This is a genomic window from Roseibium sp. R5, assembly GCF_055755305.1.
On record NZ_CM146910.1, the window covers coordinates 5,133,546 to 5,157,235 of the forward strand.

Genomic DNA, 23,690 nt, shown 5'->3' on the forward strand with positions numbered 1-23,690 from the left:
AACTGCAAAAGTGTCAACTTTGATTGACGTATATTTTTGTTTACATCACGTCACGTGAGAGTCATGCTAAGCAGGCTCAAGGTGCAAACAAAAGCAACAATTGCGCACGCCGGAGCATGACCCCTTTCCGTAAGGCCAGGGAGGCCGACCGCGAAGTGAGGATGAACGGCACAACAGAATTGCCCGTTGAAACCGCGGACGCCCGCCGGACAGAGCCTGCCGACGGCAATATTTTTGTTTCTGATCAGGCAAATATGGTAAAGAGACCCCGGCTTAACAGCGGCGAACAAGCGACGCTCCGCAACCTCATCCAAGGACCAGTAGCAGCAATGGCCGCAGAGCAATTATCTGGCCTGCTGGATGCAGGTCTTGAAACCGACATCCGCTACAAATCTGTTATCGCAGAAATGTACGAACGTATCCTGGCACCAGATGCCCGCATACAGGATCATCTTGCCTTTCTGGACGAGGAGGTCCGCTCCAGGTTCAAATCAAATGGCAACCCTGCAGCACTTCCGCCCACCGCGATGAAAGTCATGCTTTTAGAAGCGGTTGCGCGCGAACTGGGCAAGAACTGGAGCTGCGATGCGGCCAGCTTCATCGATGTCACGATCGCATCAGCCCGGCTGCAAGCCATTGCTCAAGCTCTCACGACTGAAGCTGCGCGGGACCGTTCTGGATCGAAGGCCCCGTTCGCCGTCATCTTTCTGCCCGTTGATGAACAACACAGCCTGATGTCCTACCTCACCGGCGCCCTTTTTCAGGCACTTGGATGGCAACAACAGGTTGTTCAGCACGAATCACTGAGTGAATTTGAGTTCGCCAAAGTGGTGACTCAAGCTGATGTTGTCTGCATTGCGTGGAGCACCACTTACCTTAAAAGCAACGCAATCCAACTGATTAACGACATCAAATTGTATTCCAGCCACAAAACACTACCCATAATTGCAGGCGGTGCAGCTACCCTTGACTTTATCGACCCCCTTGTGGAAATGGGCGTCGATTGTATTTGCGATAGCGCGCTTTCAGCGGTAAAAATCGCTGAGAGTTTCTACAATTTGGAAAAAATCAATCACTTTGCCGCGCAGGAAGGCCGCGATGCAAAAAGAAGAAAAAGCAGCATCGATCGGCATTCCCAATGACCTCTCCCTCGACACATGGCGCGCTGCAAGATATCGGGGTTGGGACTGATTTGCTTGATTTGCTGGGCGCAGACGCCTTAACAGCCTTGATCGGATTGGGTGCCGATATCGTCGCATTGGTCGATGAAAAAGGTGTCGTAAACCGCCTCCATTACCGCAACTCCGATCTGGATGCGTATGGTTTGTCGGCGGTTGTCGGCAAGCCCTTGCGGGACTGCGTGACCGTGGAATCCGTTCCGAAAATTGACGCTCTTCTTGCTCCGGCTAAAAAACGGCCAGCCCGGGGCTATCAGGTCAACCACAGCGCCAGTGGCCTTCCCGATCTTCCCGTCGCCTACACGGCCAGCAGGACTGACGACTTTCCCTTCACCATTGTTGTCGGACACGAAATGCGGCAGCAGATGCTGGACCAGCAGCGTTTGGTGGAAGCGCAGATCGCGATGGAGGCCGACTACCGCGAACTCCGGCAGGCTGAAGCGCGGTACCGGACCGTCTTCAAGATGTCCGAAACAGCCCATGTCGTACTGGACGGTGAAAAAAGAACGATTCTGGAAGCCAATACGGCAGCTGTATCTCTTTTGACCGGCGCTTCCGGCAATCTAACAGGAAAGGCGATGCGGGATCTCTTTAAGAAAGAGGACCGGGAACGTCTTGCAGATGCGATTGGCGAAGCCCGCCATAGCGGTGAACCGGTCCAGCTTGCCAACCTTCACAGCAGCGCAGGAAGTACGTTCGACGCAAAGCTGCGCGCCTACCGGGAACACGGCACCACAAATCTGGTCATTACCCTGGAGAACTCCCAGGAAGCGGACAGGGGTGATGCAAAACGCTCCAGCGATCATTTCAATGGCGCCCGCGTTGATCTGGAACTTCTGCCCGAAGCCGCGTTGACAATTGATGGCGAAGGCACGGTTTTATCGGCGAATACCCTGTTTCTTGACCGTGTTCATGCACCAACCCTCAATCAAGTGGTCGGACGAAATGTGTCTAATTGGCTCGGCAAATCCACCGTCGAATTGAGTGTTCTCTTCACCCGCGTCCGGGACGAAAAGACGCTCAGCGGGTTCTCTTCTGTTCTGACCGATACGCTCGGCGAGGGTCAGGATGTCAGTCTCTCCGCCCATTACAACAAAGAGACCGACACCACACAGCTGCTGGTTATTCCTCAAGCGGCCAGCGCCGGCAAAATGACCTTGCCGCCACCCGCGACACCAGATCAGGCCGAGGGATTTGCGAGCCTCGTTGGCAAAGTGCCCTTGAAGGAGCTGATCCGCGAGTCACTGGACGTTGTTGAGCGGATCTGTATTGAAGCCGCCCTTGACCAGACCAACAACAACCGCGCCAGCGCGGCCGAGATCCTGGGCCTCTCTCGTCAAAGCCTCTACATCAAACTGCGCCGGCACGGCCTTGAAAACTATCGTCCCGGCAGTTGAAGCCTTCGCAGTAACCGTCAACTCTCATTTACAGTCACATTTTATCGCCGCGCAATGTGTCAATTTTAATTGACACTTTTTGGGGCGGCGCCTAGCATGTTTGGCATGGAACTCACCCGCCAAACACCACAGGCCAACTGGCCCATGCCCGGCGCGATCGTCGCTTTACTCAAGCCGATCACCTGGTTTCCGCCGATGTGGGCCTATGCGTGCGGTGCGATCTCCACAGGTCACGGGATGGATGGGCGGTTGGGGTTCATCGTGCTCGGCGTCCTGTTGGCCGGCCCGCTTTTGTGCGGCACCAGCCAGGCGGTGAACGACTGGTTCGACAGACATGTTGATGCGATCAACGAACCGGACAGGGTGATCCCGTCCGGCCGGATGCCGGGACACTGGGGTCTTTATATCTCTATCATCATGTCGGCGCTCTCGCTTGTTGTCGCCGGGCTGATGGGCTCGTTCATCTTTGCAGCTGCGCTTCTCGGTCTTGCCTTTGCCTGGGCCTACAGTGCGCCGCCATTCCGCTTCAAGCAAAACGGCTGGCTGGGCAATGGCGTTGTCGGCTTCAGTTACGAAACTCTGCCTTGGCTGACAGCAGCAACCGCCATGACCGGCCTTGTGCCGGAAACACCAATCTGGATCGTGGCCTTGCTCTACGGCCTTGGTGCTCATGGCATCCTGACGCTGAACGATTTCAAGGCGATTGCAGGCGACAAAGAAATGGGCATCCGGACCCTTCCCGTTCTGCATGGGGAACGATCCGCAGCCCTCATCGCCTGTGCCGTCATGACCGTGGCTCAGGCGGGCGTTGTCCTGACACTCTGGATGCTCGGACTGCCGGTCTATGCGCTGGCGATCCTTATTGTTCTGCTGCTGCAGATGGTGTGCATGGTTCGCTTTGCCCGCAATCCCGTGCGATTTGCGGTCTGGTACTCGGCCATCGGTGTCGGGCTCTACGTCACAGGAATGATGATCACAGCATTTGGCCTGCGCACTCTGGTGCCCGCCATCTCATAGGCTTTTTTAAAAGGGAGATCCCCATGTTCGGTCGGGGAGACGCCAATCAGCAAAACTCTACAGCTGTCAAAGGGCTGAGCTGGGTCTCGATTTTGCGTCTTGGGCTGGTACAGGCATCACTGGGCGCCATCGTGGTTCTCACCAACTCTACACTGAACAGGGTCATGATTGTCGAGCTCGCCCTGGCAGCCGTCATTCCTGGCTTGCTCGTCGGGCTCCACTACGGCGTGCAGATCTCCAGACCCTTGTGGGGACACCGGTCGGATATCGGGAACTCGCGGACCCAGTGGATCTTGGGTGGCTTGGCGCTTCTCGCCGTAAGTGGGACAGCGGCCGCTGCAACAACGTTTCTTTTCGAGATCAGCTTTGCAGCTGGCTTGGCAGCGGCGGTTCTCGCCTACGCGCTTATCGGGGTCGGCATCGGGGCAAGCGGCACATCCCTACTCACGTTGATTGCGACCAAAACGGCACCGGAACGCCGGGCATCTGCAGCCACGATCACATGGATGCTGATGATTGCAGGCATCGTGGTGACTTCAATTGTCACCGGCATCAACCTTGAACCTTATTCGCATCTCCGACTTGTTACAGTCACCGCCCTCACCGGTGTTGTGGTTCTGGTTCTTTCAGCCATCGCAGTTGCCGGAATTGAACGCAAACCGACCATGGTGGGCGAGACGGGCCGCGAGAAACCGGGCAGTTTCCGCGAAAGTGTCCGTGAAGTCTGGAGCGATCCGGAAGCGCGCCTTTTGACCGTGTTCATCTTCCTGTCGATGCTGGCCTATTCCACACAAGACCTGATCCTGGAACCGTTTGCCGGCTTGTTGTTCGGCATGTCTCCGGGCGAGACAACAAAGCTGTCCGGAACGCAACACGGCGGTATCTTTGCAGGCATGGCACTTGTCGGGATCGCCGGATGGCTGTTTTCAAAACGCAAGCCCGGCCTGATGAAGATGTTCATCGTCACCGGCTGTGTCGGTTCGGGCGTGGCGCTCGCCTGTCTCGCGGTCTCGGCATCTTTTGCGCCGGCCTGGCCGCTTGAGGCCAACATCTTCGTCCTCGGTTTCATGAATGGCGCGTTCGCCGTTGCGGCCATTGGCACCATGATGATCCTCGCTGGCGCCGGAAAAAAAGCCAACGAAGGCATGCGGATGGGCGTTTGGGGCGCAGCTCAGGCCATCTCCTTCGGCCTTGGAGGATTGGCCGGAACGATCGCTTTGACCCTCGGGCGATGGGCGACGGCCCAGGACAGCACCGCCTTTGCAATCGTCTTTTCAATGGAGGCCGTCTTGTTCCTCATGTCTGCGGCCATCGCGTTGCGGATCGGCGGCGGTCAAGTTGCCAAACCTCGTTTGCCCGTACACCGGGAACCATCGGCAGTGCCCGCCGAATAGCCGCAAAACCTCACACCAGGGAGCCTGCAATGAAATCGAATTTTGATGTTGCTGTCATTGGAGGCGGTCCTTGTGGTGCGATCGCTGCGGAGCGCTTGGCGCGATCCGGTCATTCTGTTGTTCTGGTCGACCCGGATAACAAGATCAAACCCTGTGGCGGGGCGATCCCGTCCCGCGCCCTGAAAGACTTTGAGATCTCTGAAGACTTGCTGGTGGCCCGGGCCAATGCGGCGCGTGTCATTGCCCCGTCGGGGAATGCGGTAGAAATGCGCATTGGCGATATTGGATTTGTCGGCATGGTCGACCGGGAAACCTTTGATCCATACCTACGCGCCCGGGCTGAACAGGCGGGTGCCCGATTTGTCACAGGCAAGCTGGCTGGCATGGACACAGCGTCGAATGGAAGCCTGGACCTGAAAGTGGACGGGACCGATCCAGAGAATCCTGGAACAACGGAACACCTCAATGCACGCATGGTAATTGGTGCAGATGGTGCCAATTCCGCTGTCAGGCGGTTGATGTTCCCCGCGAAGAAGAAGCCGCCTTACGTTTTTGCCTATCACGAGATCGTGGAAAGCCCGGAGGCTCCGGACCCAGACGCCTTCCAGCGAGACCGCTGCGATGTTGTCTATGATGGCCGGATTTCTCCGGACTTCTATGGCTGGGTCTTCCCGCATGGGGGACAAACGTCCGTCGGCTGCGGCTCCGCAGTCAAGGGTCATAACCTCAGGGATGCCACGTCGGACTTGCGCGACCGTGCAGGATTGACCGGACAACGGACGATCCGGCGTGAAGGGGCTCCGCTGCCCCTTAAACCAATGCGTCGGTGGGACAACGGGAAGAATGTCCTTCTTGCCGGCGATGCCGCAGGCACCGTTGCCCCATCATCTGGCGAAGGCATCTATTACGCTATGCTGTGTGGCAACCTGAGTGCCGATGCCGTTGCTGAGTGCCTTGCGACCGGCCAAGCATCCGCTTTGCGCCAAGCCCGGCGCCGGTTCATGGCGGAACATGGCCGTATCTTTTTCATTCTTGGCATCATGCAGGCGGTCTGGTACCGCAGTGATGGTTTGCGAGAGCGGTTTGTGACGATGTGCGCCGACCCGGACGTCCAGCGCCTGACCTGGGAATCTTATCTCAACAAGGGCCTGGTTCGCCGCGATCCGCTCGGCCATATCCGTGTGTTCTTCAAGGATCTGGCACAACTTGCAGGCCTGCCGGCCAGCCAGAAATGAACCTTCTTTTGACGTGGCTGCAGTCCGGATGGCTGCCGTTCGGCGCAGTTCTGTTTCTTTGGATAGAGTTCGCAGTTCTTTGCAGGTTTTCGAACGCACCTGGCGAGCGATTCAAGTTGTTGCTCGCCAATGTCCTTGCCGGAAGCTGCCTGATGGCCGCGCTCGGATTTGCCCTGCGCGGCGATGCCCTGTTTCTTGTGCTGTCGTTTCTAAGCCTCGCACTGATCGCCCATATATGGGACCTGATCACGCGATTACGAGTTTAGACTCCCGGGTTCAGCTGCTGGACTGCACGGTTGAGCAATCCGGCAGTTGTCACCCAGGCAAGATAAGGCACGAAAAGCAGCGCTGCGATCGGTGAAACAGGCCACGCAGTAACAATAAACCCTGCAATTGCCAGCCAGAGAAGACCGACATCAACAAGCGCCAGATCCATGCGCCGCAATCCGAAGAACAACCAGGACCAAGCCGCATTGAGCACGATCTGCAAGGCCCAGAATACGATCGGCAACGACCAACCAACCTTGGACCAGACACTCCAGCCAGCATAAGCGATCATGATGTAAAGAAGTGTCCAGACCACAGGGAAAGCCCAGTTTGGCGGTGTCCAGCTTGGCTTGCGCAGCTCCTCGTACCACGGCCCTGGTTTGAACACAGCACCGCTAGCCGCAGCCAGAAAAACGACACCAATAAAAACTGCAATGGCCATCAAAGGCTCCGTTCCGGGGGATTAGACCCTGCAATAGATAGAAACGCTGGTTCCGCAATGAAGAACTGCGGAGCATTTGCGAACAGTCACACTGGATTAAAGGGCACCTGGCAGGAAAACAAGCCCACCACCGCTTCGCTCAAGATAGCCCAAAAACGTGCCGCGCCCCGCATAAACTGTCAACTTTGACGACATATTTCCGAGCTTTATGTGTAAAAAAAAGTTTACACATCTATCAAGATCCCCGAGAATACCCTAACGACATCAGTGTCTACTGGTCGTACGTGAAGCTGGTCACAGCTTGGCACCACCAGAAAGACGGAACCATGCGGTGGAGGAAACGCAATGAGCTCCAACAGGACATCCGCAACCCCATTGCTGGATACCATCCACACGCCAGGAGACCTGAAAAGCCTCAGTGATGGCGAACTCGCCCAACTTGCTGATGAACTTCGGACAGATGTTATTGATATCGTGTCAGAAACCGGCGGCCATCTGGGATCTGGTCTTGGCGTCGTCGAACTCACTGTCGCCATCCACGCCGTGTTCGACACGCCGGACGACACCCTGATCTGGGACGTAAGCCACCAATGTTACCCGCACAAAGTCCTGACCGGCCGGCGTAATAGAATGCGGACATTGCGAAAAAAGGACGGTCTTTCCGGTTTCACGAAACGCAGCGAAAGTCCGTACGATCCATTCGGGGCTGCCCACTCTTCCACATCGATCTCTGCCGGGCTTGGATTTGCCGTTGCCCGGGATCTTGAAGGCAACGACGGTCATGTTGTCTGTGTCATTGGCGACGGTGCGATGACAGCCGGTATGGCCTATGAGGGGTTCAACAACGCCGGCCACCTCAACAGCCGCATCATCGTCATCCTGAACGACAACAACATGTCGATTTCCCCGCCGACAGGCGCATTATCGGATCATCTCAACACCCTCGCCCAATCCGATACAGTCCAGCGGGAACGCAGCTTCTTTGAGAATATGGGATTTGCCTACCATGGTCCCGTCGACGGGCATGATGTTCCAACTCTCTTGGAGACATTGCGCCAGTTGAAAGATGACGGCACAGGGCCTGTCGTCTTGCATGCTATCACCCGCAAGGGTGCCGGGTATGTCCATGCAGAAGCGGCAAGCGACAAATATCATGGTGTTTCGAAATTTGACGTTCCGTCCGGAAAACAGTCCAAGTCGGTTCCAAAGGCGCCGAGCTACACCAAGGTCTTTGCCAACGCTTTGATTGAGGAAGCCCGGAAGGATGATCGTGTTATCGCCATCACTGCTGCCATGGCGGAGGGAACTGGTGTTGACCTGTTCGGAAAACAATTTCCGGATCGCAGTTTCGATGTCGGGATCGCTGAGCAACATGCAGTTACCTTTGCCGGAGGGCTTGCCGCCAGCGGCATGCGGCCGTTCTGCGCGATTTATTCCACCTTCCTGCAGCGCGGCTATGATCAGGTCGTCCATGACATCGCCCTGCAAAACCTTCCCGTTCGCTTTGCCATTGATCGTGCAGGTCTTGTCGGCGCCGACGGCGCGACCCACGCCGGAGCCTTTGATATCGGTTTCCTGGCAAATTTGCCGAATTTCACGGTCATGGCCGCCGCTGACGAAGCGGAACTGGTCAACATGGTCAAGACAGCGACCGAACACGACCTTGGCCCCATTGCTTTCCGGTACCCGCGCGGTGAAGGAACCGGCGCACCACTTCCCGTTCAACCGGTGGCTCTGCCGATTGGAAAGGGCCGGATCGTCGACATCGGGCACACAGCCGCGCTGTTGTCTTTCGGTGGACGGTTGGAACAATGCCTAGAAGCCCGAGCGCTTTTGTCCGCACTCGGCATCTCCGTCACGGTCGCCGATGCCCGCTTTGCCAAACCACTCGATACGGAGCTGATTGAGGACCTTGTTGAGACCCATGAGCTGCTGGTGACAGTCGAAGAAGGGGCGACCGGCGGCTTTGGGGCCCTGGTTTTGCATCATCTTGCAGATCAAGGCTTGCTGGATGGACGCTGCGGCGTGCGCACGATGACACTGCCAGATACGTTCATTTCGCAGGCATCGCCTTGGGAAATGTATAATGAAGCCGGGCTGAATGCCCGCCAGATCGCCGATCTCGTGCGTGTAACCCTGTCACGCATGGGTCACGGGTCACGGGCAACACTCGGAGGCGGGACCACCCGAATACAAGATCGCCCCATGTGGACGCACCATGCGGAGGACCGTTGAAGACCGGCACTTATTATTGCAGAGACGAATAGGTGATCTCAATTGGCGGGGGAAAGGTTGTATAGTACGATCTTTTGCTTGGAGGAGCTTGACCGCCTAGGCCGAGACATCGGGAGGGGGAATTGGCCTATAAAGACGACAGCGAGCGACAGACGGAAAAAAACAAGACCCCGTCGGACCTTGCTGGCAATGGCCAGACGTTGAAGGCAGACGATGCTGCCAATTTGTCCCTGCAGGACCTCACCGTTCTGGAGACGACCGTGCGTGGGCAAGTGTCCGGTTTGGTCGGAGCTCTTCATCCAAAGGCTGAAAAACTTATTGTGAACGGGAACCCGGTTTCGGGTCTCGATCTTCGTTTGCATCCCGAACTGGATGAGCGGGCGCGGCAAATGCCGTCCATGGATGTTGCGATTTCCTACCGCGTGCCGTTCCTGAAATCACTGATCGACCCGGACCCCCGCCACCACCGGGATCTGATTGAGGAACTTGTCCAGACCAATATCCCGCTTCAGACACTGGCCATTCACTTGCTTTGCCCGATCGCAACCGAACTTGGCAACTACTGGTGCACCGATGATGCCGATTTCATGCAGGTTGCTGTTGCTTCAACGCGGTTGAGCAACATCGTCAATCATCTGACCCATGCAGGGCCTCAGCCATCCTTACCAACGTCAGCCAAACGGATCTTGCTGGCGCGGTCCCACGGGACCAAACATACGCTCGGCGTGAACCTGGTGAGAATGTGTTTCCGCGACCTTGGATGGATCGTCGATGGCGGCGCCGATATGGAAATCGGTGACACAATGTATATGCGCCTGTCTGCCCGGCCGTATGACATGCTTGGTCTGTCGGTCGGACGTCTCGAAGAGGCCAATGACTGCATGGAAGCCATTCAACGGTGCCGGTCGGAAGCAGCGACTGGCAATACCAAGATTGTCATTGGCGGTGCTGCTGTCCTGACGCATCCAGACAGCTTCCAGAACATGGGAGCCGATTTCGTCGCTCTCTCGGCTTTGGAAGCCATCACGTTGGCCGAACAAGCCGTTGGATGATCTCGTCCTGAATTGAAAAAAGCAATTGCTTCACCCAACGGCAGATTTGCCACCTAAAGGCCTGCTTGGCGACTCAAACGTTGTCAGGTAACCAAAACGTCCCAAACCAAATCTCTCAGCGCCTCTAAAATGTCCCTTTTGTTCTCAAAAGGGAGAGGCTCTGCCGTCCAACAGGTTTTACACGCTGCAGGCATGACAGATGTCGGACACCCAAGAAAAAGAACAGAAAAGAGACCCATCGGTGACACCAGGTTTCACAGACGGCAAAGGCCCTGCAACCAAAATCATCAAAATGTGCCTTGGCCTCGAACCGCATGGCGAGCAGGAAGTTATTGAACTCGGCCATGCGCTCTACAGGCAGTGGGAGCAGTTTTATCGGCCCACCAGCGGGGCTGTTGCGAAAACCCCGGACGAGATCCGGCAAATTACAAACCGCATGCGCGATTTCCTAACGAGCCTCAGAGTTCTTCAGTCACATGGCGCACTCCCGCATCCCGAGGACCCCGATCCCGGCACCCCCTACCCGGCTTTGAGCCTGGGCCTGATTAATCAGTGGTGGCATGGCATCGGCGACTGGAAGGCATAAAAAGGGCGGCAGAGATCTCTGCCGCCCTTTTCGTATTTGATTTGTCAGCCGATAAACCGGCTTGTCTCTCTCGCTTAAAAGTGGACAGACTTTGAATCCAGCGGCTTCTGCAGCGGCGGAGCGAACTTGGTCAAGTTGATGCCTTCAACCGCTTCCTTGTACTCCTCCATGGTCGGCGTCCGGCCAAGGATTGCCGACAATACGACAACCGGTGTCGAGGCAAGCAGGGATTCACCCTTCTTGGTTTCGGAATCCGCAACCACACGGCCCTGGAACAAACGGGTGGATGTCGCCAGAACGGTATCTCCCTTGGCCGCCTTTTCCTGGTTGCCCATACAAAGGTTACAGCCGGGACGCTCAAGATACAGGATGTTCTCGTACTCGGTCCGGGCTGCTGTCTTCGGCGCGTTGTCGTTGAACTCAAAGCCGGAGTACTTCTGCAGTACGTCCCAGTCGCCTTCTTCCTTCAACTCATCGATGATGTTGTAGGTCGGAGCAGCCACAACAAGCGGTGCCTTGAAGTCGACTTTGCCTTGTGACTTTTCCAGGTTCTTGAGCATCTGGGCAACGATCTTGATGTCGCCCTTGTGCACCATGCAGGAGCCAACGAAGCCGAGATCGACTTTCTTTTCTCCATGGTAGAAGGACACAGGACGGATCGTGTCGTGCGTGTACCGCTTGGAAACATCCGCATTGTTGACGTCCGGATCCGCAATCATCGGCTCATCGATCTCATCCAGATCGACAACGACTTCAGCGAAATACTTCGCATCGGCATCCGGGGTCAGCGCCGGTTTTTCGCCAGACTTGATTTCGGCAATGCGCTTGTCTGCCTTGTCGATCAGGCCCTGCAGAACCTTGGCATCGTTGTCCATTCCCTTGTCGATCATGGTCTGGATGCGGCCCTTCGCGAGTTCCAGAGATCCGATCAGGGTTTCATCGTTGGAGATACAGATGGAGGCCTTGGCCTTCATTTCCGCGGTCCAGTCTGTGAAGGTGAACGCCTGGTCCGCCAGAAGGGTGCCGATATGCACCTCGATGATGCGGCCCTGGAAGACGTTGTCGCCGTGCTGCTTCAGCATCTGGGCCTGTGTGGCGTGCACAACATCACGGAAGTCCATGTGATCCTTCATGGAGCCCTTGAACGTGACCTTTACGCTTTCCGGAATCGGCATGGACGCCTCACCGGTCGCGAGTGCCAGCGCCACAGTTCCGGAATCCGCGCCAAAGGCAACGCCCTTGGACATGCGGGTGTGGCTGTCACCGCCGATGATGATGTCCCAGTCGTCGACCGTGATGTCGTTCAGCACCTTGTGAATGACGTCCGTCATCGGGTGGTAGACGTTCTTCGGATCGCGGCCGGTGATCAGACCAAACTTGTGCATGAATGACATCAGGCGCGGTGTGTTGGCCTGAGCCTTCAGATCCCACACAGATGCGGTGTGACAGCCGGACTGATACGCACCGTCTACGAGCGGGGAAATCACCGTTGCGGCCATGGCTTCCAGTTCCTGGGAAGTCATCAGACCCGTGGTGTCCTGCGAGCCGACAATGTTGACCCGAACGCGGACATCTGAGCCGGCATGAAGAACTTTGCCCGGAGTCGAGCCGACCGCGTTCTTGTTGAAGATCTTTTCAACGGCAGTCAGGCCCTGGCCTTCGTGAGACACTTCCTTGGACGGTGCAAAGACCGGCGGTGTTTCGATGCCGAGCGTTTCCGCGGCCAATGTCTGCAGCTTCTTGCCGAAGACGATGGCGTAAGACCCACCGGCCTTCATGAACTCCATCTTTTGCGGCGTGAAAGAAGAAGACATGTCTACCAGCTCTTCATCGCCAGCCTCATTGAACAGTTTTTGCTTCTTCGTGTTGATGGTCAGGACCGTGCCGGTTTCGACAGAATACTTCTGCTCCAGCACCGGGTTGCCATCGTTGTTCAGGATCGGATTGCCGTCCGGGCCGAGTTTCTTGACCCAGTTTTTCAGATCGACACCGATGCCACCGGTCACGCCGACTGTGGTGAGGAAGATCGGAGAAATACCGTTGGTGCCGGCAACAATCGGAGCAAAGTTGACAAACGGCACATATGGGCTTGCCTGTTTGCCGGTCCAAAGGGCCACGTTGTTGACACCGGACATGCGGGACGAGCCGACACCCATGGTGCCCTTTTCGGCAATCAGCATCACGCGTTTGCCCGGATGCTGCAGCTTCAGCGCTTCGATTTCTTTCTGCGCTTTCTCTGAAATCATGCACTTGCCGTGCAGTTCACGGTCAGCACGCGAGTGCGCCTGATTGCCCGGCGAAAGCAAGTCGGTTGAGATATCACCTTCGGCGGCGATGTAGGTCACAACCTTGATCTCTTCGTCCAGGTCAGGAAGCTTCGTAAAGAAATCGGCCCGCGCGTAGCTTTCCAGGATGTCCTTGGCGATTTCGTTGCCAGCCTCATAGGCTACTTTCAGGCGATCGGTATCTGCATCATAAAGGAACACTTGGGTCTTGAGGACTTCAGCAGCGTCCTTCGCGATTGCCTCATCGTTGCCAAGGGCGAGATCCAAAAGGACCTCCACGGACGGCCCACCTTTCATGTGGGACAACAGCTCGAAGGCAAAGGCAGGTGTGATTTCCGCAACGTTGACCGCGCCCAGAATGATTTCCTTAAGGAACTTCGCCTTGACGCCAGCAGCGCTCGTCGTTCCTGGCAAGGTATTGTAGATGAAGAATTTGAGCGAGTCTTCGCGGTGTTCGTTGCCAGCGTCCTTGATCTGCGTGATCAGCTCGGCAACCAGAGCTCCGTCTTCGATTGGCTTGGGATGCAAGCCCTGCTCTTTGCGCGTTTCGATCTCGGCGAGATATTCAGTGTAGAGACTCATAAGGACCCCGGCGTCTTGAAGTTGGATATCGCTTAGTCGCCGGGTCGCACATTTGCTGGCTCGCCGGGTAAGCTCGCTGCGCACTACATAATTCAGTATACAATGGTATGCAATATTGTTCGCTGAATTAATTGCGGTTCGTTTGCTTCTTAACCGCACACCACTGAGCAAGTCTTAATAGGCACTCGAATTCATGCGGCTATCACGACCGCCTGTTGCATGATGCTCTGGGATGCGGCGCCCAACTCCCGCAACCCTCAAAGCCTTTCTAACTTAGCATTTTTTCATGGCCAACGGAATGAAACCCGTTCCGAAGGGTTGTTCCAGTAGGGCGTGCATAAATCTGGGTGTGGTGGACTCCAGACTGGGGGACGAGCGGTATGTTGCTCCGTACCGGAGGCCATTGCCTTGCGATTTTTCTTGCAAGGCCGCGACACAAACAAACGACACCAGCCAGCTCGCAGCCCGGCGCTGCGATTGCCGTTTACGCGTGCGATCCACGTCCGCTCACCTCACTATTCCAAAGCAACAGCAGTTCATCGCATTCGACCAAACGCCGCGTGCACTGGCGTTTTGACGATACCGCACGTTCCGTCCCATCCAACAATAAAATCAGGAGCCTGAGATGCCTCGGTCCAATCAAGATCAACGTCGCGATCAGCAAAACCCGGATCAGCCACAAAACCAGCAAAACGCGCCAAACACTTTGGCGCAGATTCAGGCAAACCTTGTCGCGGCTCTTGAAACCCGGTCCATTGACGCATCCTCCAGTCATGAGACCAACATCGACTGGGGATCTGTCGGCCAGCAAATGCTGCGCTTAACAGATGCGAACTACACCGACGGCATCGGCTCCGTCGCAACTGACCTTCCGAACGCGCGCGCGATCAGCAACGCCGTTGCGCAGCAAACTGAAGATATGCCCAATTCGTCTGGCCTAAGTGACATGTTCTGGGTCTGGGGCCAATTTATTGATCATGACATCACATTGACCGGCAGCGAGGGATTTGAATTCGCGCCGGTTGTTGTCCCTGCTGGCGACAGCGACTTTGACCCAACAGGAACGGGTGAAGCGGTCATACCGTTTACACGTGCGGGATTTGTTGATGGAACCGGAGCCACGTCTGCCCGGCAATACAGCAATGAAATCACCGCTTTTATCGATGCCTCCATGGTTTACGGATCAGATGCCGAAACTGCCGCCTCGCTGCGCGGCGACGGAGGGAGGCTGCTCCTGACGGACAACAACCTCCTCATCGAAACAGAAACAGGTGGCGTGTTGGCCGGCGAAGTGCGCGCTGCGGAAAATGTCGCTCTGACATCCATGCACACCCTGTTTGCCCGCGAGCATAACCTCTGGGTGGACCGGCTGGCCCGCCAGGACCCAAGCATGAGCTCGGATGAACTCTATGACGCAGCCCGGATCATCAATGAAGCTGAAATCCAGGCAATCACCTATAATGAGTTTCTGCCACTCCTCTTGGGAGAGGATGCCATCACGGATTACGCAGGGTACAATCCAGACATAAATCCTGGCATTTCGGTCGAATTTGCAACTGCCGCTTTCCGCTTTGGCCACAGCCTCTTGTCGTCCAGCATTCAAAGGTTGGACCGGGATGGCGATAACATCGCTGCCGGAGATCTCTCTTTGAGTGAAGCGTTTTTCAACCCTTCGGAGATTGCAGAGAATGGGGGCATCGATCCCCTTCTGCGCGGACTTGCAGACGGCATGTCGCAAGAGTTGGACACACACATCGTAGAGGATGTGCGTTCCTTCTTGTTTGGCGCTCCAGGCTCTGGCGGGCTTGACCTCGCCGCCTTGAACATCGAACGCGGCCGGGATCTTGGGGTCGCCAGCTACAATGATCTGCGCGAGGCTCTTGGCCTGCAACGCGCAACAAACTTCTCGGATGTAACATCGGATGCCACTCTAGCGGCACAATTGGCAAGCGTTTACGGATCCGTCGATCAGGTCGATGCCTGGATCGGCGGGCTAGCCGAGGACCCTTCGGGCAGCGGCATCGTCGGAGAGCTGTTCGCGACGATCCTCCTTGATCAGTTTTTGCGGTTGCGCGACGGTGATCCTTTCTGGAGCCAGGGCCTGGATCTTCCTCAGGCTCAGATTGAGGCTCTGTGGTCCACCACGCTGGCCGACGTGATCGAGCGCAACACGGACATCCGGTCCATTCAGGACAACGTGATGTTGGCTTATGACCGCCTGGGCGGGACCAACAGGGATGATGCTCTGGTCGGTTCGGAAGAGAGGGATCTGATCCTGGGCAATCGCGGCAATGACATCTTGGACGGCGCCGGCGGAGACGATCAATTGGAGGGACAGGACGAAAACGATGTCCTGTTCGGCCAGGCCGGAAACGACCTACTTTATGGCGGCGATGGCAATGACGTGCTGGTCGGCGGCACGGGCAACGACACCCTCAATGGAGGGCGCGGCAGTGACGCCTTTGTTTTTGACGGAGCCTCCGGATCGGACACAATAACTGATTTCAGCACCAGTAACCGCAACGGTGACATCCTTCAGATCGGGGTCGCAGGTTTCTCGTCATCTGCAGAAATCCTGGCCCTCGCCGCGAACACCGATGCCGGGGTCGTTTTCCGTTTCTCAGACAGCCTGTCGATCACCCTGCTTGGCGTTTCCGTTTCACAGTTGGACGTGTCGGATATTCAGATCATCTGATTGCAAAGACCTGATGGGCGTCTTGTGGCAATCTGATCGGCGCAGAGACCCGACAGCCGTTACAGCAAATCGCGTTTAAGCGGATTCAAGTTTCGCTGCCTCTCGGTAGCGCCTCGAACGCGAAACCTGAAACATTCTGAATTCGATTAAACGCGAGGCGCTCTAAAGCAGGCTGTCGGGGATCTTCTGTTCTGCGGCCGTGTTCGCCCGCCGGAAGATGAGCGTCACTAAGGTCGACGTGATCACGATGAACAGGGAATAGAGCGCCGCCACGGCCATGATCCCCTGCTGCTCGTCGCTTGGGAAAGTCAGGGCGATGATGGCGACAGCCAGCGGTCCATTCTGAATGCCGGTCTCCAAGGCGATTGTCCGAATATTGCGCGGATGGAGCTTCAAGGACCATGCGAAGAGATAGCCGACCAATATCCCGAAGACACCGAGCATGATCGCTGCGAAATAGGTCGCCGGTGTGGTTGTCAGAAGGAATTGCCAGTTCCGCGGGATCCAAGAGATCGCGATGAAGGCGATAAAGAACAAGGCCAAGGCCGATCCGAAGAACTCCGTCACCGCTCCGATATTTGCACTGATTTTGCGCAAACCCATGCCGATCGCGACAGGGACCAACAGGATCAAAAGGGTTGCGATGATGTTTTCCCGCGGGATTTCGAGATCCAGCGCCGTGGCGTAGATCACAAGGACAATCGGAATAAGTATGACGCCGAACACGGTCGAGGTCACCGTCATGAGTACGGAGAGTGCCAGATTGCCTTTGGAGAAATAGGCAAAAATGTTCGATGTTGTGCCTCCCGGCATGCAGGACATGATCAACAGCCCGATTGCAATCGGCTCGGGCAATGCCAAAGCCAGTGTCATCAGGAAGCCGATGAACGGCATAAAGCCATATTGCGAGACGACACCAACGGCGAGACCATAGGGTCGGCGCAGTGCCAGATAGAAGTCGCGCGGGGTCAGGGACGCGCCCATTCCCAGCATGATGACAAAGATCATGGCCGCCAGAAGCGCCTGTTCAAATGCTCCGACCATGGATTATTACTCCGCCGCCTGCAGCTCTTCTGCGCGCAGGTCTTTTCTGAGGATCTTGCCAACGTTTGATTTGGGCAGGTCGTCCCGGATCTCAACCCGTTTGGGCACCTTGTAGGCTGTCAGGTGCTCCTTGCAATGAACCCGGATCGCCTCTTTGGTCAGGCTCTTGTCGTTCAGAACAACATAGGCCTTCACCGCTTCTCCAGTGGTGTCATCCGGAACGCCAATTACGGCAGCTTCGAAGATGCCCGGATGCAAGGCAAGGCAGTCTTCGACCTCGTTCGGGTACACATTGAAGCCCGACACGACAATCATGTCCTTCTTCCGGTCAACGATGTAGAAGTACCCATCCGGCTCCATCACGCCGATATCACCTGTCAGAAACCAACCATCTCGCATGACGATCGCGGTCTCTTCTGGCTTGTTCCAATATCCAGCCATGACCTGTGGGCCTTTGGCGGCGATTTCTCCGCGCTCGCCCTGCGGCACCGGGTTGCCGTCATCGTCCACACAGCGCAACAAGGTGGACGGCAGCGGTATCCCGATTGAACCGTCCCGCGTCTTGCCGATTGGATTGAAACTGAGAACAGGTGAGGTTTCGGTCAGCCCGTAGCCCTGCAGCACCGGCCGGCCTGTCACCTCTTCCCATCTCCGAGCAACATCTGCCTGCAAGGCCATGCCGCCGGCAGAGGAAAACTTCAGATATTTTGGCGGGCTGTCGAGAAACCAAGTTTCGTTGCACAGACCGTTGAACAAGGTGTTCACCCCGCTCATCCAGGTGATCTTGTAATTCTCAAACGCGCGTTTGAGATTGGTCAGCGGCCGGGGATTTGGGATCAGAATATTCCGCGATCCGATCCAATAAAAGGCAAGCAAATTCAGCGTGAACGCGAAGATATGGTAAAGCGGAAGGGCTGTCAGAGCGACCTCCTCACCTCGTTGCACCGCCGGACACATCTCCAGCGATTGCTCCATGTTCATTAGCAGGTTCTTGTGGGTGAGCATCGCGCCCTTCGCAACACCCGTCGTCCCGCCGGTGTATTGCAAGCAGGCCACATCGTCGGGCTCGACAGACTGGTGATAGGCATCAACTTCGACATGGTCGCGGGTTTTGTGGTCCCGCCCCGCGGCAAGCGCTTCCGGAAAACGGATATGCGGGACTTCGATCGGTCTGACCGACCGGTCCCAGTACTTTTGCACCAACCCGATGATGCCGCGCGGCAACGAAGGCAAAAACTCCGCAACCCGCGTGACGATAATGTTGGGGATCGGATGTCCCTTTGTTGCAGCCGGGATCTTGTCGGCAAACATATCGACAATCACCAGCGCACGCGGTTCCGCATCCTGGAACTGCCGCGCCATCTCTTCAGCCGTGTAAAGCGGGTTGACGTTTACCAGAACACAGCCGGCCTTGAAGATCCCAAAGGCCGCGATTGGAAACGACAGGCCATTTGGCATTTGCAACGCTACGCGGTCGCCCTGTGCAAGTCCTGCCACCTCCCGAAGATAGACCGCAAAGGCGTCTGACATTTCATCGACCTGCTCGAAGGTCAAAGTGCCGTTCATGCCATTGTGCATGCAGGTCGTGAAGGCCGGGGCAGACTTGAAAGTGTCTGCTGCAGACCGGATCAAGTCACTGATCGTGCGGTAGGATGCGGCCTCTATATCGGACCGCACATCGGGTCCATAAAACGCGGTCCACGGACGATCGCTTGATGTCATTACTTCCCCCCGGCATCAACGCCTGTTCCTCAAACAACCTTCAGTTGCCTCCTCAAGCACTGAAGATTGTGCCTCAACCATAGATGCGGGACGGCCTTAGTAAAACCCCGTGACGCAAGGGCATAGGCAAAGTTTTTTATTTGGAGAATTGCCGAATGACACAAGTCTTCAATTGACAGAGCCGAACAGCGAACAATGCCGCCTCCCGAATTAAAGCATTGGGAGGCGGGCAGGTGCTGTTTAACAAGCGCGTTATTTCAAGCGTGAAAGAAATTGACCGACCGGTCCGTCAGCGCGCGCCGATCCAGAACGGCTGATCCTTGGTGGCGTTCCGGTACCAAGCCACAATCGCGCGCCGTTCGCTCTCTTCCATATGAGACACATTGGCCGGCGGCATGGCGTTGGTCACACCAGCTTGGAGATAAACCTGCTTGGCCGAGCGCACAACATCTGCTTCCGTCTCCAGAAGCACATCTTTCGGTGCCCAGTGGATCCCCTCGTAGAAGGGCTCCCGTGCATGGCACATGGCACAGCGCCCGGGCACGATCGCCATCACCTCTTCAAACCCTTCGGCATTGGCAAAGACCTGCTCGGTCTTTGTCAGCGGACGCGCTTCGGACGCTTCGTAGGTGTCGTGCTGAAGCGGAGCCATCGACAGCCAGATAACACCGAGGAACAGAAGCGCGGTTACCAGCCATGTCCAGGTCGGATTGCCGGTACCGGCATGGTTGGAGTTGAAGTAGTGCCGGATGGTGACGCCCATCAGGAAAACAAGCGCTGCAATCACCCAGTTGTATTCCGAGGCAAACGCCAACGGGTAGTGATTGGACAGCATCAGGAAGATGACTGGCAGGGTCAGGTAGTTGTTGTGCGTGGACCGCAGCTTGGCGATCTTGCCGTATTTCGGATCAGGCGTCCGTCCCGCCTTCAAGTCCGCGACGACGATTTTCTGGTTTGGAATGATGATGAAGAAGACATTCGCCGACATGATGGTCGCCGTAAAGGCGCCCAAATGCAGCATGGTGGCCCGGCCGGTGAAGACCAGATTGTAGCCATATCCCATGACGACCAGCAGCGCGAACAGGAGAACCATCAATAGGGTCGGGTTGTCGCCAAGCTTCGACTTGCAGAGGAAGTCATAGACAAGCCAGCCGATCGACAGGGATGCTGCGGAGATCAAGATGCCCTGCCAAAGCGCAAGGTCCGCTTTTGCCGGATCGATCAGATAGAGTTCGCCGCCGACCCAGTAGACCATCATCAAGAGAGCCGCGCCGGACAACCAGGTCGCATAACTCTCCCATTTGAACCAGATCAGATGCTCCGGCATGTTGGCAGGCGCGACCAGGTATTTCTGGATATGGTAGAAGCCGCCGCCGTGGACCTGCCATTCTTCACCATGCGCGCCAACAGGCAAATGCGGCACTTTTCTAAGGCCCAGATCAAGCGCAATGAAGTAAAACGACGATCCGATCCAAGCGATCGCGGTGATGACATGAAGCCACCTGACGGCAAACATCAGCCAGTCCCAAATGATGGCGATATCCAGCATTCCAATCCCTCCAAAAACTTTGCCATCAACCTAGTCGATCATTCAATTTTCTGGTATCCCGACATAATCCAAGCAGTTTCAAAAAATTCGGAACAATCGCCAAATGGCTTACCTGGAGAATATCCGCACCTTTTTACGTGTCTACGAGCTCGGTAACATGTCCGCGGCCGCAAGGGACCTTAGAATCTCGTCTGCGGTCGCGTCGTCCCGGATTTCTCAACTGGAAGAACACCTGAATGTCCGGCTGTTTCAGCGCACGACACGCGCCCTGAGCCCCACCGAACAGGGCAATATCTTTTACCGCGGCGCAACAAAAATAATGGAAGCGGTGGAAGAAGCGGAAGCGGAAATCACCAACATGACCCGCTCACCGCGCGGGACACTGTTCGTCGCGGCTCCCATCAGCATGGGGCAAAGTCTGATTGCCCCGGCCATTCCGACCTTCAAGGCAGACCATCCGCTGATCGATATCCGGCTGCGCTTGTCTGACCGGAAGGTCGACCTGACAGGCGAAGGCCTCGATGCGGCGTTCTTTTTGGGAGTTCCGGAAGACTCGAACCTGAAGATCCGCAAGATCGCCGATTGCCAGAGGATCCTCTGCGCTTCGCCGGACTACATCGCCAAGACGGGACAACCGGCATCGAGCGCCGACTTGTCGACAGGAAAATTCGACTGCCTGAACATGCGCTATCCCGGCGCGCCGGAATTTCAGTGGCCCCTTGAAACACCCGAGGGTGTAAAGCGCATTCCGGTCAAAGGCCCTTTTGAGTCCGACCACGGCGATGTGCTCACCGCTTGGGCGCTGGAAGGCCACGGGATTGTTCTAAAACCAGTGTTTGAAGTGGCGGAACATTTGAAGTCCGGGCGCTTGGTTCAGGTTTTGGAAAGCGAGCCACCGATACCGGTACAGATGGCATGCCTTTACACCCACCGCCGCCGCCAGGATCCTAAAGTCCGCCTCTTTATCGATTTCATGGTTGCACACATTCAAGACGAACTGGCCAAAACGCCTTCAGTCTGAAACTGGAACTGTGAAGCACTTTCAAGAATTATCGAAAACCGAATACCCGCGCGCTGTTTTATAAGACCGGAAAGCTTGGAGGTCTGTCTTGAATCGCTATCCCCGCAATCTTCGTGGTTATGGTCCCACGCCGCCGAACGCAAACTGGCCGAACGGTGCCAAGGTCGCTGTGCAATTCGTTCTGAATTATGAGGAAGGCGGCGAGAACTGCGTCCTTCACGGCGATCCCGCGTCTGAAGCGTTCTTGTCAGATATTCCGGGTGCCGCCCAGTGGCCGGGTCAACGCCATTGGAACATGGAATCCATGTATGAGTACGGCGCGCGCGCCGGTTTCTGGCGGATCCACCGGCTCTTCACCGGCGCGAACATCCCGCTAACCATCTACGGTGTTGCAACAGCGCTCGCCCGAAATCCGGAACAGGTCGCGGCCATGAAGAGCGCCGGCTGGGAAATTGCCAGCCATGGTCTGAAATGGATCGAACACAAGGACATGGATCCGGAGACCGAACGCGCGGCCATCGCAGAAGCGATCCGTCTCCACACAGAAGTCACAGGTGAGCGTCCACACGGCTGGTACACTGGTCGCTGCTCGGAAAACACGGTCCGGCTGGTCGCGGAAGAAGGTGGCTTTGACTATATCTCCGACACCTATGACGACGACCTGCCCTATTGGCTTGAGATCGGCGGCAGGCAACAGCTGATCATCCCCTATACGCTGGAAGCCAACGACATGCGCTTTTCCGTGTCGCCGGGATGGAGCAGCGGTGAGGATTTCTTCGAGTACCTGAAAAACGCATTCGATGTTCTCTATGCCGAAGGTGAAACGGGCGCTCCGAAGATGATGTCTATAGGCCTTCACTGTCGCTTGATCGGCCGGCCGGGCAAGATCGCGGCCTTGAAGAAGTTTATCGATTACATCCAGAGCCACACCGACGTTTGGTGTCCGCGCCGGATCGAGATTGCTAAGCATTGGGCCAAACACCATCCGCCGCAAGCCTTTGAGCGGCCGAGCCAGATGGATCGCGGCACGTACGTTGCCAAATTCGGCGGCATCTTTGAGCACTCGCCCTGGATTGCAGAACGAGCGTTTGATTTGGAACTCGGCCCGGCGCATGACTGTGCGGCCGGGGTGCACAATGCGCTCTGCCGCAAATTCCGGACCGCGAGCGCCGATGAACGCCTGGGCGTTTTGACCGCGCACCCGGATCTTGCCGGAAAACTGGCAGCGGCTGGCCGCCTGACAGCAGAAAGCAGCAGCGAACAAGCAGGTGCGGGTCTGGATATGCTCACCGATGACGAGCGGGAGACCTTTACCAAGCTCAATTCCGACTACGTCGCCAAGCACGGCTTCCCATTCATCATCGCCGTCCGTGATCACACCAAGGCGTCCATCCTGGCTGCCTTTCACGAGCGGATCGGCAATGATCGTGAAACGGAATTTGCCGAGGCCTGCCGGCAGGTTGAGCGGATCGCGGAGTTCCGGCTGACGGATGTTCTGCCATGACCCATGTTCTGACGCCCGCGCCACTGACAGCTGAGGCCTTTTCTGCCTATGGCGATGTGATCGAGGTATCCGGTGAGCCGGACAAGATCATCAACCAAGGCATGTGCGGGCGCCATCATGATCTGGCAAAGGTTGATTTCGGCAGCGGCCGCGCCGGGATCAGCCTCTTTGACGCCAAGGCTCGAACCTTTCCCTACACGGTCGACATGGTCGAGCGGCACCCGGACGGCAGTCAGGCGTTTGTTCCGCTGGACAGTGTTCCGATGCTGGTGATTGTCGCCGAAGACCAGGACGGCGCACCGGTCAATTTGACAGCCTTTGTCACCCAGCCAGGGCAATCCATCAACCTTCATCGGGGAACGTGGCACGGGGTCCTTGCCCCAATCGAAAAACCTGGCCGCTATATCGTCGTCGACCGGATCGGGGATGGGGCGAACTTGGAAGAACACTGGTTCGATACGCCCTGGATCGTTGACGCGGTTTGA

18 protein-coding genes are annotated in these 23,690 nt (G+C 56.5%); 13 read left to right on the top strand and 5 right to left on the bottom strand.

From position 1 onward, the window contains the following. The first annotated feature begins 161 nt into the window (after positions 1 to 161). From AC0J4F_RS24025 to AC0J4F_RS24050, 6 genes are all read left to right on the top strand, one after another. Positions 162 to 1,142 (top strand): cobalamin-binding protein, encoded by a 981-nt coding sequence (locus tag AC0J4F_RS24025; RefSeq protein ID WP_473024998.1) that lies wholly within the window; start codon positions 162 to 164, stop codon positions 1,140 to 1,142. Next, complete coding sequence (gene ppsR / locus AC0J4F_RS24030) at positions 1,139 to 2,575, top strand: transcriptional regulator PpsR (RefSeq protein ID WP_473024999.1); 1,437 nt, start codon at positions 1,139 to 1,141, stop codon at positions 2,573 to 2,575. The genes AC0J4F_RS24025 and ppsR overlap by 4 nt, the downstream gene beginning before the upstream one ends. A 96-nt stretch (positions 2,576 to 2,671) precedes the next feature. Next, positions 2,672 to 3,592 (top strand): chlorophyll synthase ChlG, encoded by a 921-nt coding sequence (gene chlG / locus AC0J4F_RS24035; RefSeq protein WP_306149488.1) that lies wholly within the window; start codon positions 2,672 to 2,674, stop codon positions 3,590 to 3,592. Between the two features lie 23 nt (positions 3,593 to 3,615). After that, entirely contained in the window at positions 3,616 to 4,986 is a 1,371-nt protein-coding gene (locus AC0J4F_RS24040) for a BCD family MFS transporter (protein ID WP_209172890.1), read from the top strand. Between the two features lie 29 nt (positions 4,987 to 5,015). Then, on the top strand, positions 5,016 to 6,221 hold the full coding sequence (locus tag AC0J4F_RS24045; protein ID WP_473025000.1) for a geranylgeranyl diphosphate reductase: 1,206 nt from the start codon (positions 5,016 to 5,018) through the stop codon (positions 6,219 to 6,221). Beyond that, positions 6,218 to 6,487, top strand: a complete 270-nt coding sequence (locus AC0J4F_RS24050) for a hypothetical protein (RefSeq protein WP_306149491.1) — start codon at positions 6,218 to 6,220, stop codon at positions 6,485 to 6,487. Before AC0J4F_RS24045 ends, AC0J4F_RS24050 begins: the two co-directional genes overlap by 4 nt. On the opposite strand, the gene AC0J4F_RS24055 is transcribed toward AC0J4F_RS24050, so the two are convergent. Beyond that, complete coding sequence (locus tag AC0J4F_RS24055) at positions 6,484 to 6,930, bottom strand: TspO/MBR family protein (protein ID WP_209177038.1); 447 nt, start codon at positions 6,928 to 6,930, stop codon at positions 6,484 to 6,486. The two genes, AC0J4F_RS24050 and AC0J4F_RS24055, sit on opposite strands and share 4 nt — an antisense overlap. 345 nt (positions 6,931 to 7,275) lie before the next feature. Here AC0J4F_RS24055 and AC0J4F_RS24060 point away from each other — a divergent pair, with 345 nt between their 5' ends. The 3 genes from AC0J4F_RS24060 to AC0J4F_RS24070 all read left to right on the top strand — a co-directional run bounded on the left by AC0J4F_RS24060 (position 7,276) and on the right by AC0J4F_RS24070 (position 10,803). Continuing rightward, positions 7,276 to 9,165, top strand: coding sequence for a 1-deoxy-D-xylulose-5-phosphate synthase (locus AC0J4F_RS24060; protein ID WP_473025001.1), 1,890 nt, complete (start codon positions 7,276 to 7,278; stop codon positions 9,163 to 9,165). Between the two features lie 122 nt (positions 9,166 to 9,287). Next, complete coding sequence (locus AC0J4F_RS24065) at positions 9,288 to 10,217, top strand: cobalamin B12-binding domain-containing protein (RefSeq protein ID WP_133948033.1); 930 nt, start codon at positions 9,288 to 9,290, stop codon at positions 10,215 to 10,217. 199 nt (positions 10,218 to 10,416) lie between these two features. After that, positions 10,417 to 10,803, top strand: coding sequence for a hypothetical protein (locus AC0J4F_RS24070; RefSeq protein ID WP_133948035.1), 387 nt, complete (start codon positions 10,417 to 10,419; stop codon positions 10,801 to 10,803). 74 nt (positions 10,804 to 10,877) lie between these two features. Here the strand turns inward: AC0J4F_RS24070 and AC0J4F_RS24075 are convergent, their stop codons facing one another. Continuing rightward, complete coding sequence (locus AC0J4F_RS24075) at positions 10,878 to 13,670, bottom strand: bifunctional aconitate hydratase 2/2-methylisocitrate dehydratase (protein ID WP_133948037.1); 2,793 nt, start codon at positions 13,668 to 13,670, stop codon at positions 10,878 to 10,880. Between the two features lie 625 nt (positions 13,671 to 14,295). Between AC0J4F_RS24075 and AC0J4F_RS24080 the strand changes: the two genes are divergently transcribed. Then, positions 14,296 to 16,365, top strand: a complete 2,070-nt coding sequence (locus AC0J4F_RS24080; RefSeq protein WP_473025002.1) for a peroxidase family protein — start codon at positions 14,296 to 14,298, stop codon at positions 16,363 to 16,365. Between the two features lie 162 nt (positions 16,366 to 16,527). Here AC0J4F_RS24080 and AC0J4F_RS24085 read toward each other — a convergent pair whose 3' ends face one another. The 3 genes from AC0J4F_RS24085 to AC0J4F_RS24095 all read right to left on the bottom strand — a co-directional run bounded on the left by AC0J4F_RS24085 (position 16,528) and on the right by AC0J4F_RS24095 (position 20,680). Beyond that, positions 16,528 to 17,409 (bottom strand): bile acid:sodium symporter family protein, encoded by an 882-nt coding sequence (locus tag AC0J4F_RS24085; protein WP_473025003.1) that lies wholly within the window; start codon positions 17,407 to 17,409, stop codon positions 16,528 to 16,530. Between the two features lie 6 nt (positions 17,410 to 17,415). Then, positions 17,416 to 19,131 (bottom strand): AMP-binding protein, encoded by a 1,716-nt coding sequence (locus tag AC0J4F_RS24090; protein ID WP_473025004.1) that lies wholly within the window; start codon positions 19,129 to 19,131, stop codon positions 17,416 to 17,418. Between the two features lie 289 nt (positions 19,132 to 19,420). Next, the gene (locus AC0J4F_RS24095; RefSeq protein ID WP_209172881.1) at positions 19,421 to 20,680 is read right to left on the bottom strand and encodes a urate hydroxylase PuuD; all 1,260 of its coding nucleotides are present in this window, start codon (positions 20,678 to 20,680) and stop codon (positions 19,421 to 19,423) included. Positions 20,681 to 20,783: 103 nt separating this feature from the next. Between AC0J4F_RS24095 and AC0J4F_RS24100 the strand changes: the two genes are divergently transcribed. The 3 genes from AC0J4F_RS24100 (at position 20,784) to AC0J4F_RS24110 (ending at position 23,690) form a co-directional block, all read left to right on the top strand. Beyond that, positions 20,784 to 21,701, top strand: coding sequence for a LysR family transcriptional regulator (locus AC0J4F_RS24100; RefSeq protein ID WP_473025005.1), 918 nt, complete (start codon positions 20,784 to 20,786; stop codon positions 21,699 to 21,701). An 88-nt stretch (positions 21,702 to 21,789) separates the two neighbouring features. Beyond that, positions 21,790 to 23,205 carry an allantoinase PuuE gene (gene puuE / locus AC0J4F_RS24105; protein ID WP_473025006.1) on the top strand — a complete coding sequence of 472 codons (1,416 nt, stop codon included), beginning with the start codon at positions 21,790 to 21,792 and terminating at the stop codon, positions 23,203 to 23,205. Beyond that, positions 23,202 to 23,690: an ureidoglycolate lyase gene (locus AC0J4F_RS24110; protein ID WP_473025007.1), complete on the top strand. Its 489-nt coding sequence runs from the start codon at positions 23,202 to 23,204 to the stop codon at positions 23,688 to 23,690. The genes puuE and AC0J4F_RS24110 overlap by 4 nt, the downstream gene beginning before the upstream one ends.

Coding starts and splice junctions, on each gene's coding strand:
- AC0J4F_RS24025 (WP_473024998.1), top strand. CDS start 162: ATGAACGGCACAACAGAATTGCCCGTTGAAACCGCGGACGCCCGCCGG.
- ppsR (WP_473024999.1), top strand. CDS start 1,139: ATGACCTCTCCCTCGACACATGGCGCGCTGCAAGATATCGGGGTTGGG.
- chlG (WP_306149488.1), top strand. CDS start 2,672: ATGTTTGGCATGGAACTCACCCGCCAAACACCACAGGCCAACTGGCCC.
- AC0J4F_RS24040 (WP_209172890.1), top strand. CDS start 3,616: ATGTTCGGTCGGGGAGACGCCAATCAGCAAAACTCTACAGCTGTCAAA.
- AC0J4F_RS24045 (WP_473025000.1), top strand. CDS start 5,016: ATGAAATCGAATTTTGATGTTGCTGTCATTGGAGGCGGTCCTTGTGGT.
- AC0J4F_RS24050 (WP_306149491.1), top strand. CDS start 6,218: ATGAACCTTCTTTTGACGTGGCTGCAGTCCGGATGGCTGCCGTTCGGC.
- AC0J4F_RS24055 (WP_209177038.1), bottom strand. CDS start 6,930: ATGGCCATTGCAGTTTTTATTGGTGTCGTTTTTCTGGCTGCGGCTAGC.
- AC0J4F_RS24060 (WP_473025001.1), top strand. CDS start 7,276: ATGAGCTCCAACAGGACATCCGCAACCCCATTGCTGGATACCATCCAC.
- AC0J4F_RS24070 (WP_133948035.1), top strand. CDS start 10,417: ATGTCGGACACCCAAGAAAAAGAACAGAAAAGAGACCCATCGGTGACA.
- AC0J4F_RS24075 (WP_133948037.1), bottom strand. CDS start 13,670: ATGAGTCTCTACACTGAATATCTCGCCGAGATCGAAACGCGCAAAGAG.
- AC0J4F_RS24080 (WP_473025002.1), top strand. CDS start 14,296: ATGCCTCGGTCCAATCAAGATCAACGTCGCGATCAGCAAAACCCGGAT.
- AC0J4F_RS24085 (WP_473025003.1), bottom strand. CDS start 17,409: ATGGTCGGAGCATTTGAACAGGCGCTTCTGGCGGCCATGATCTTTGTC.
- AC0J4F_RS24090 (WP_473025004.1), bottom strand. CDS start 19,131: ATGACATCAAGCGATCGTCCGTGGACCGCGTTTTATGGACCCGATGTG.
- AC0J4F_RS24095 (WP_209172881.1), bottom strand. CDS start 20,680: ATGCTGGATATCGCCATCATTTGGGACTGGCTGATGTTTGCCGTCAGG.
- AC0J4F_RS24100 (WP_473025005.1), top strand. CDS start 20,784: ATGGCTTACCTGGAGAATATCCGCACCTTTTTACGTGTCTACGAGCTC.
- AC0J4F_RS24110 (WP_473025007.1), top strand. CDS start 23,202: ATGACCCATGTTCTGACGCCCGCGCCACTGACAGCTGAGGCCTTTTCT.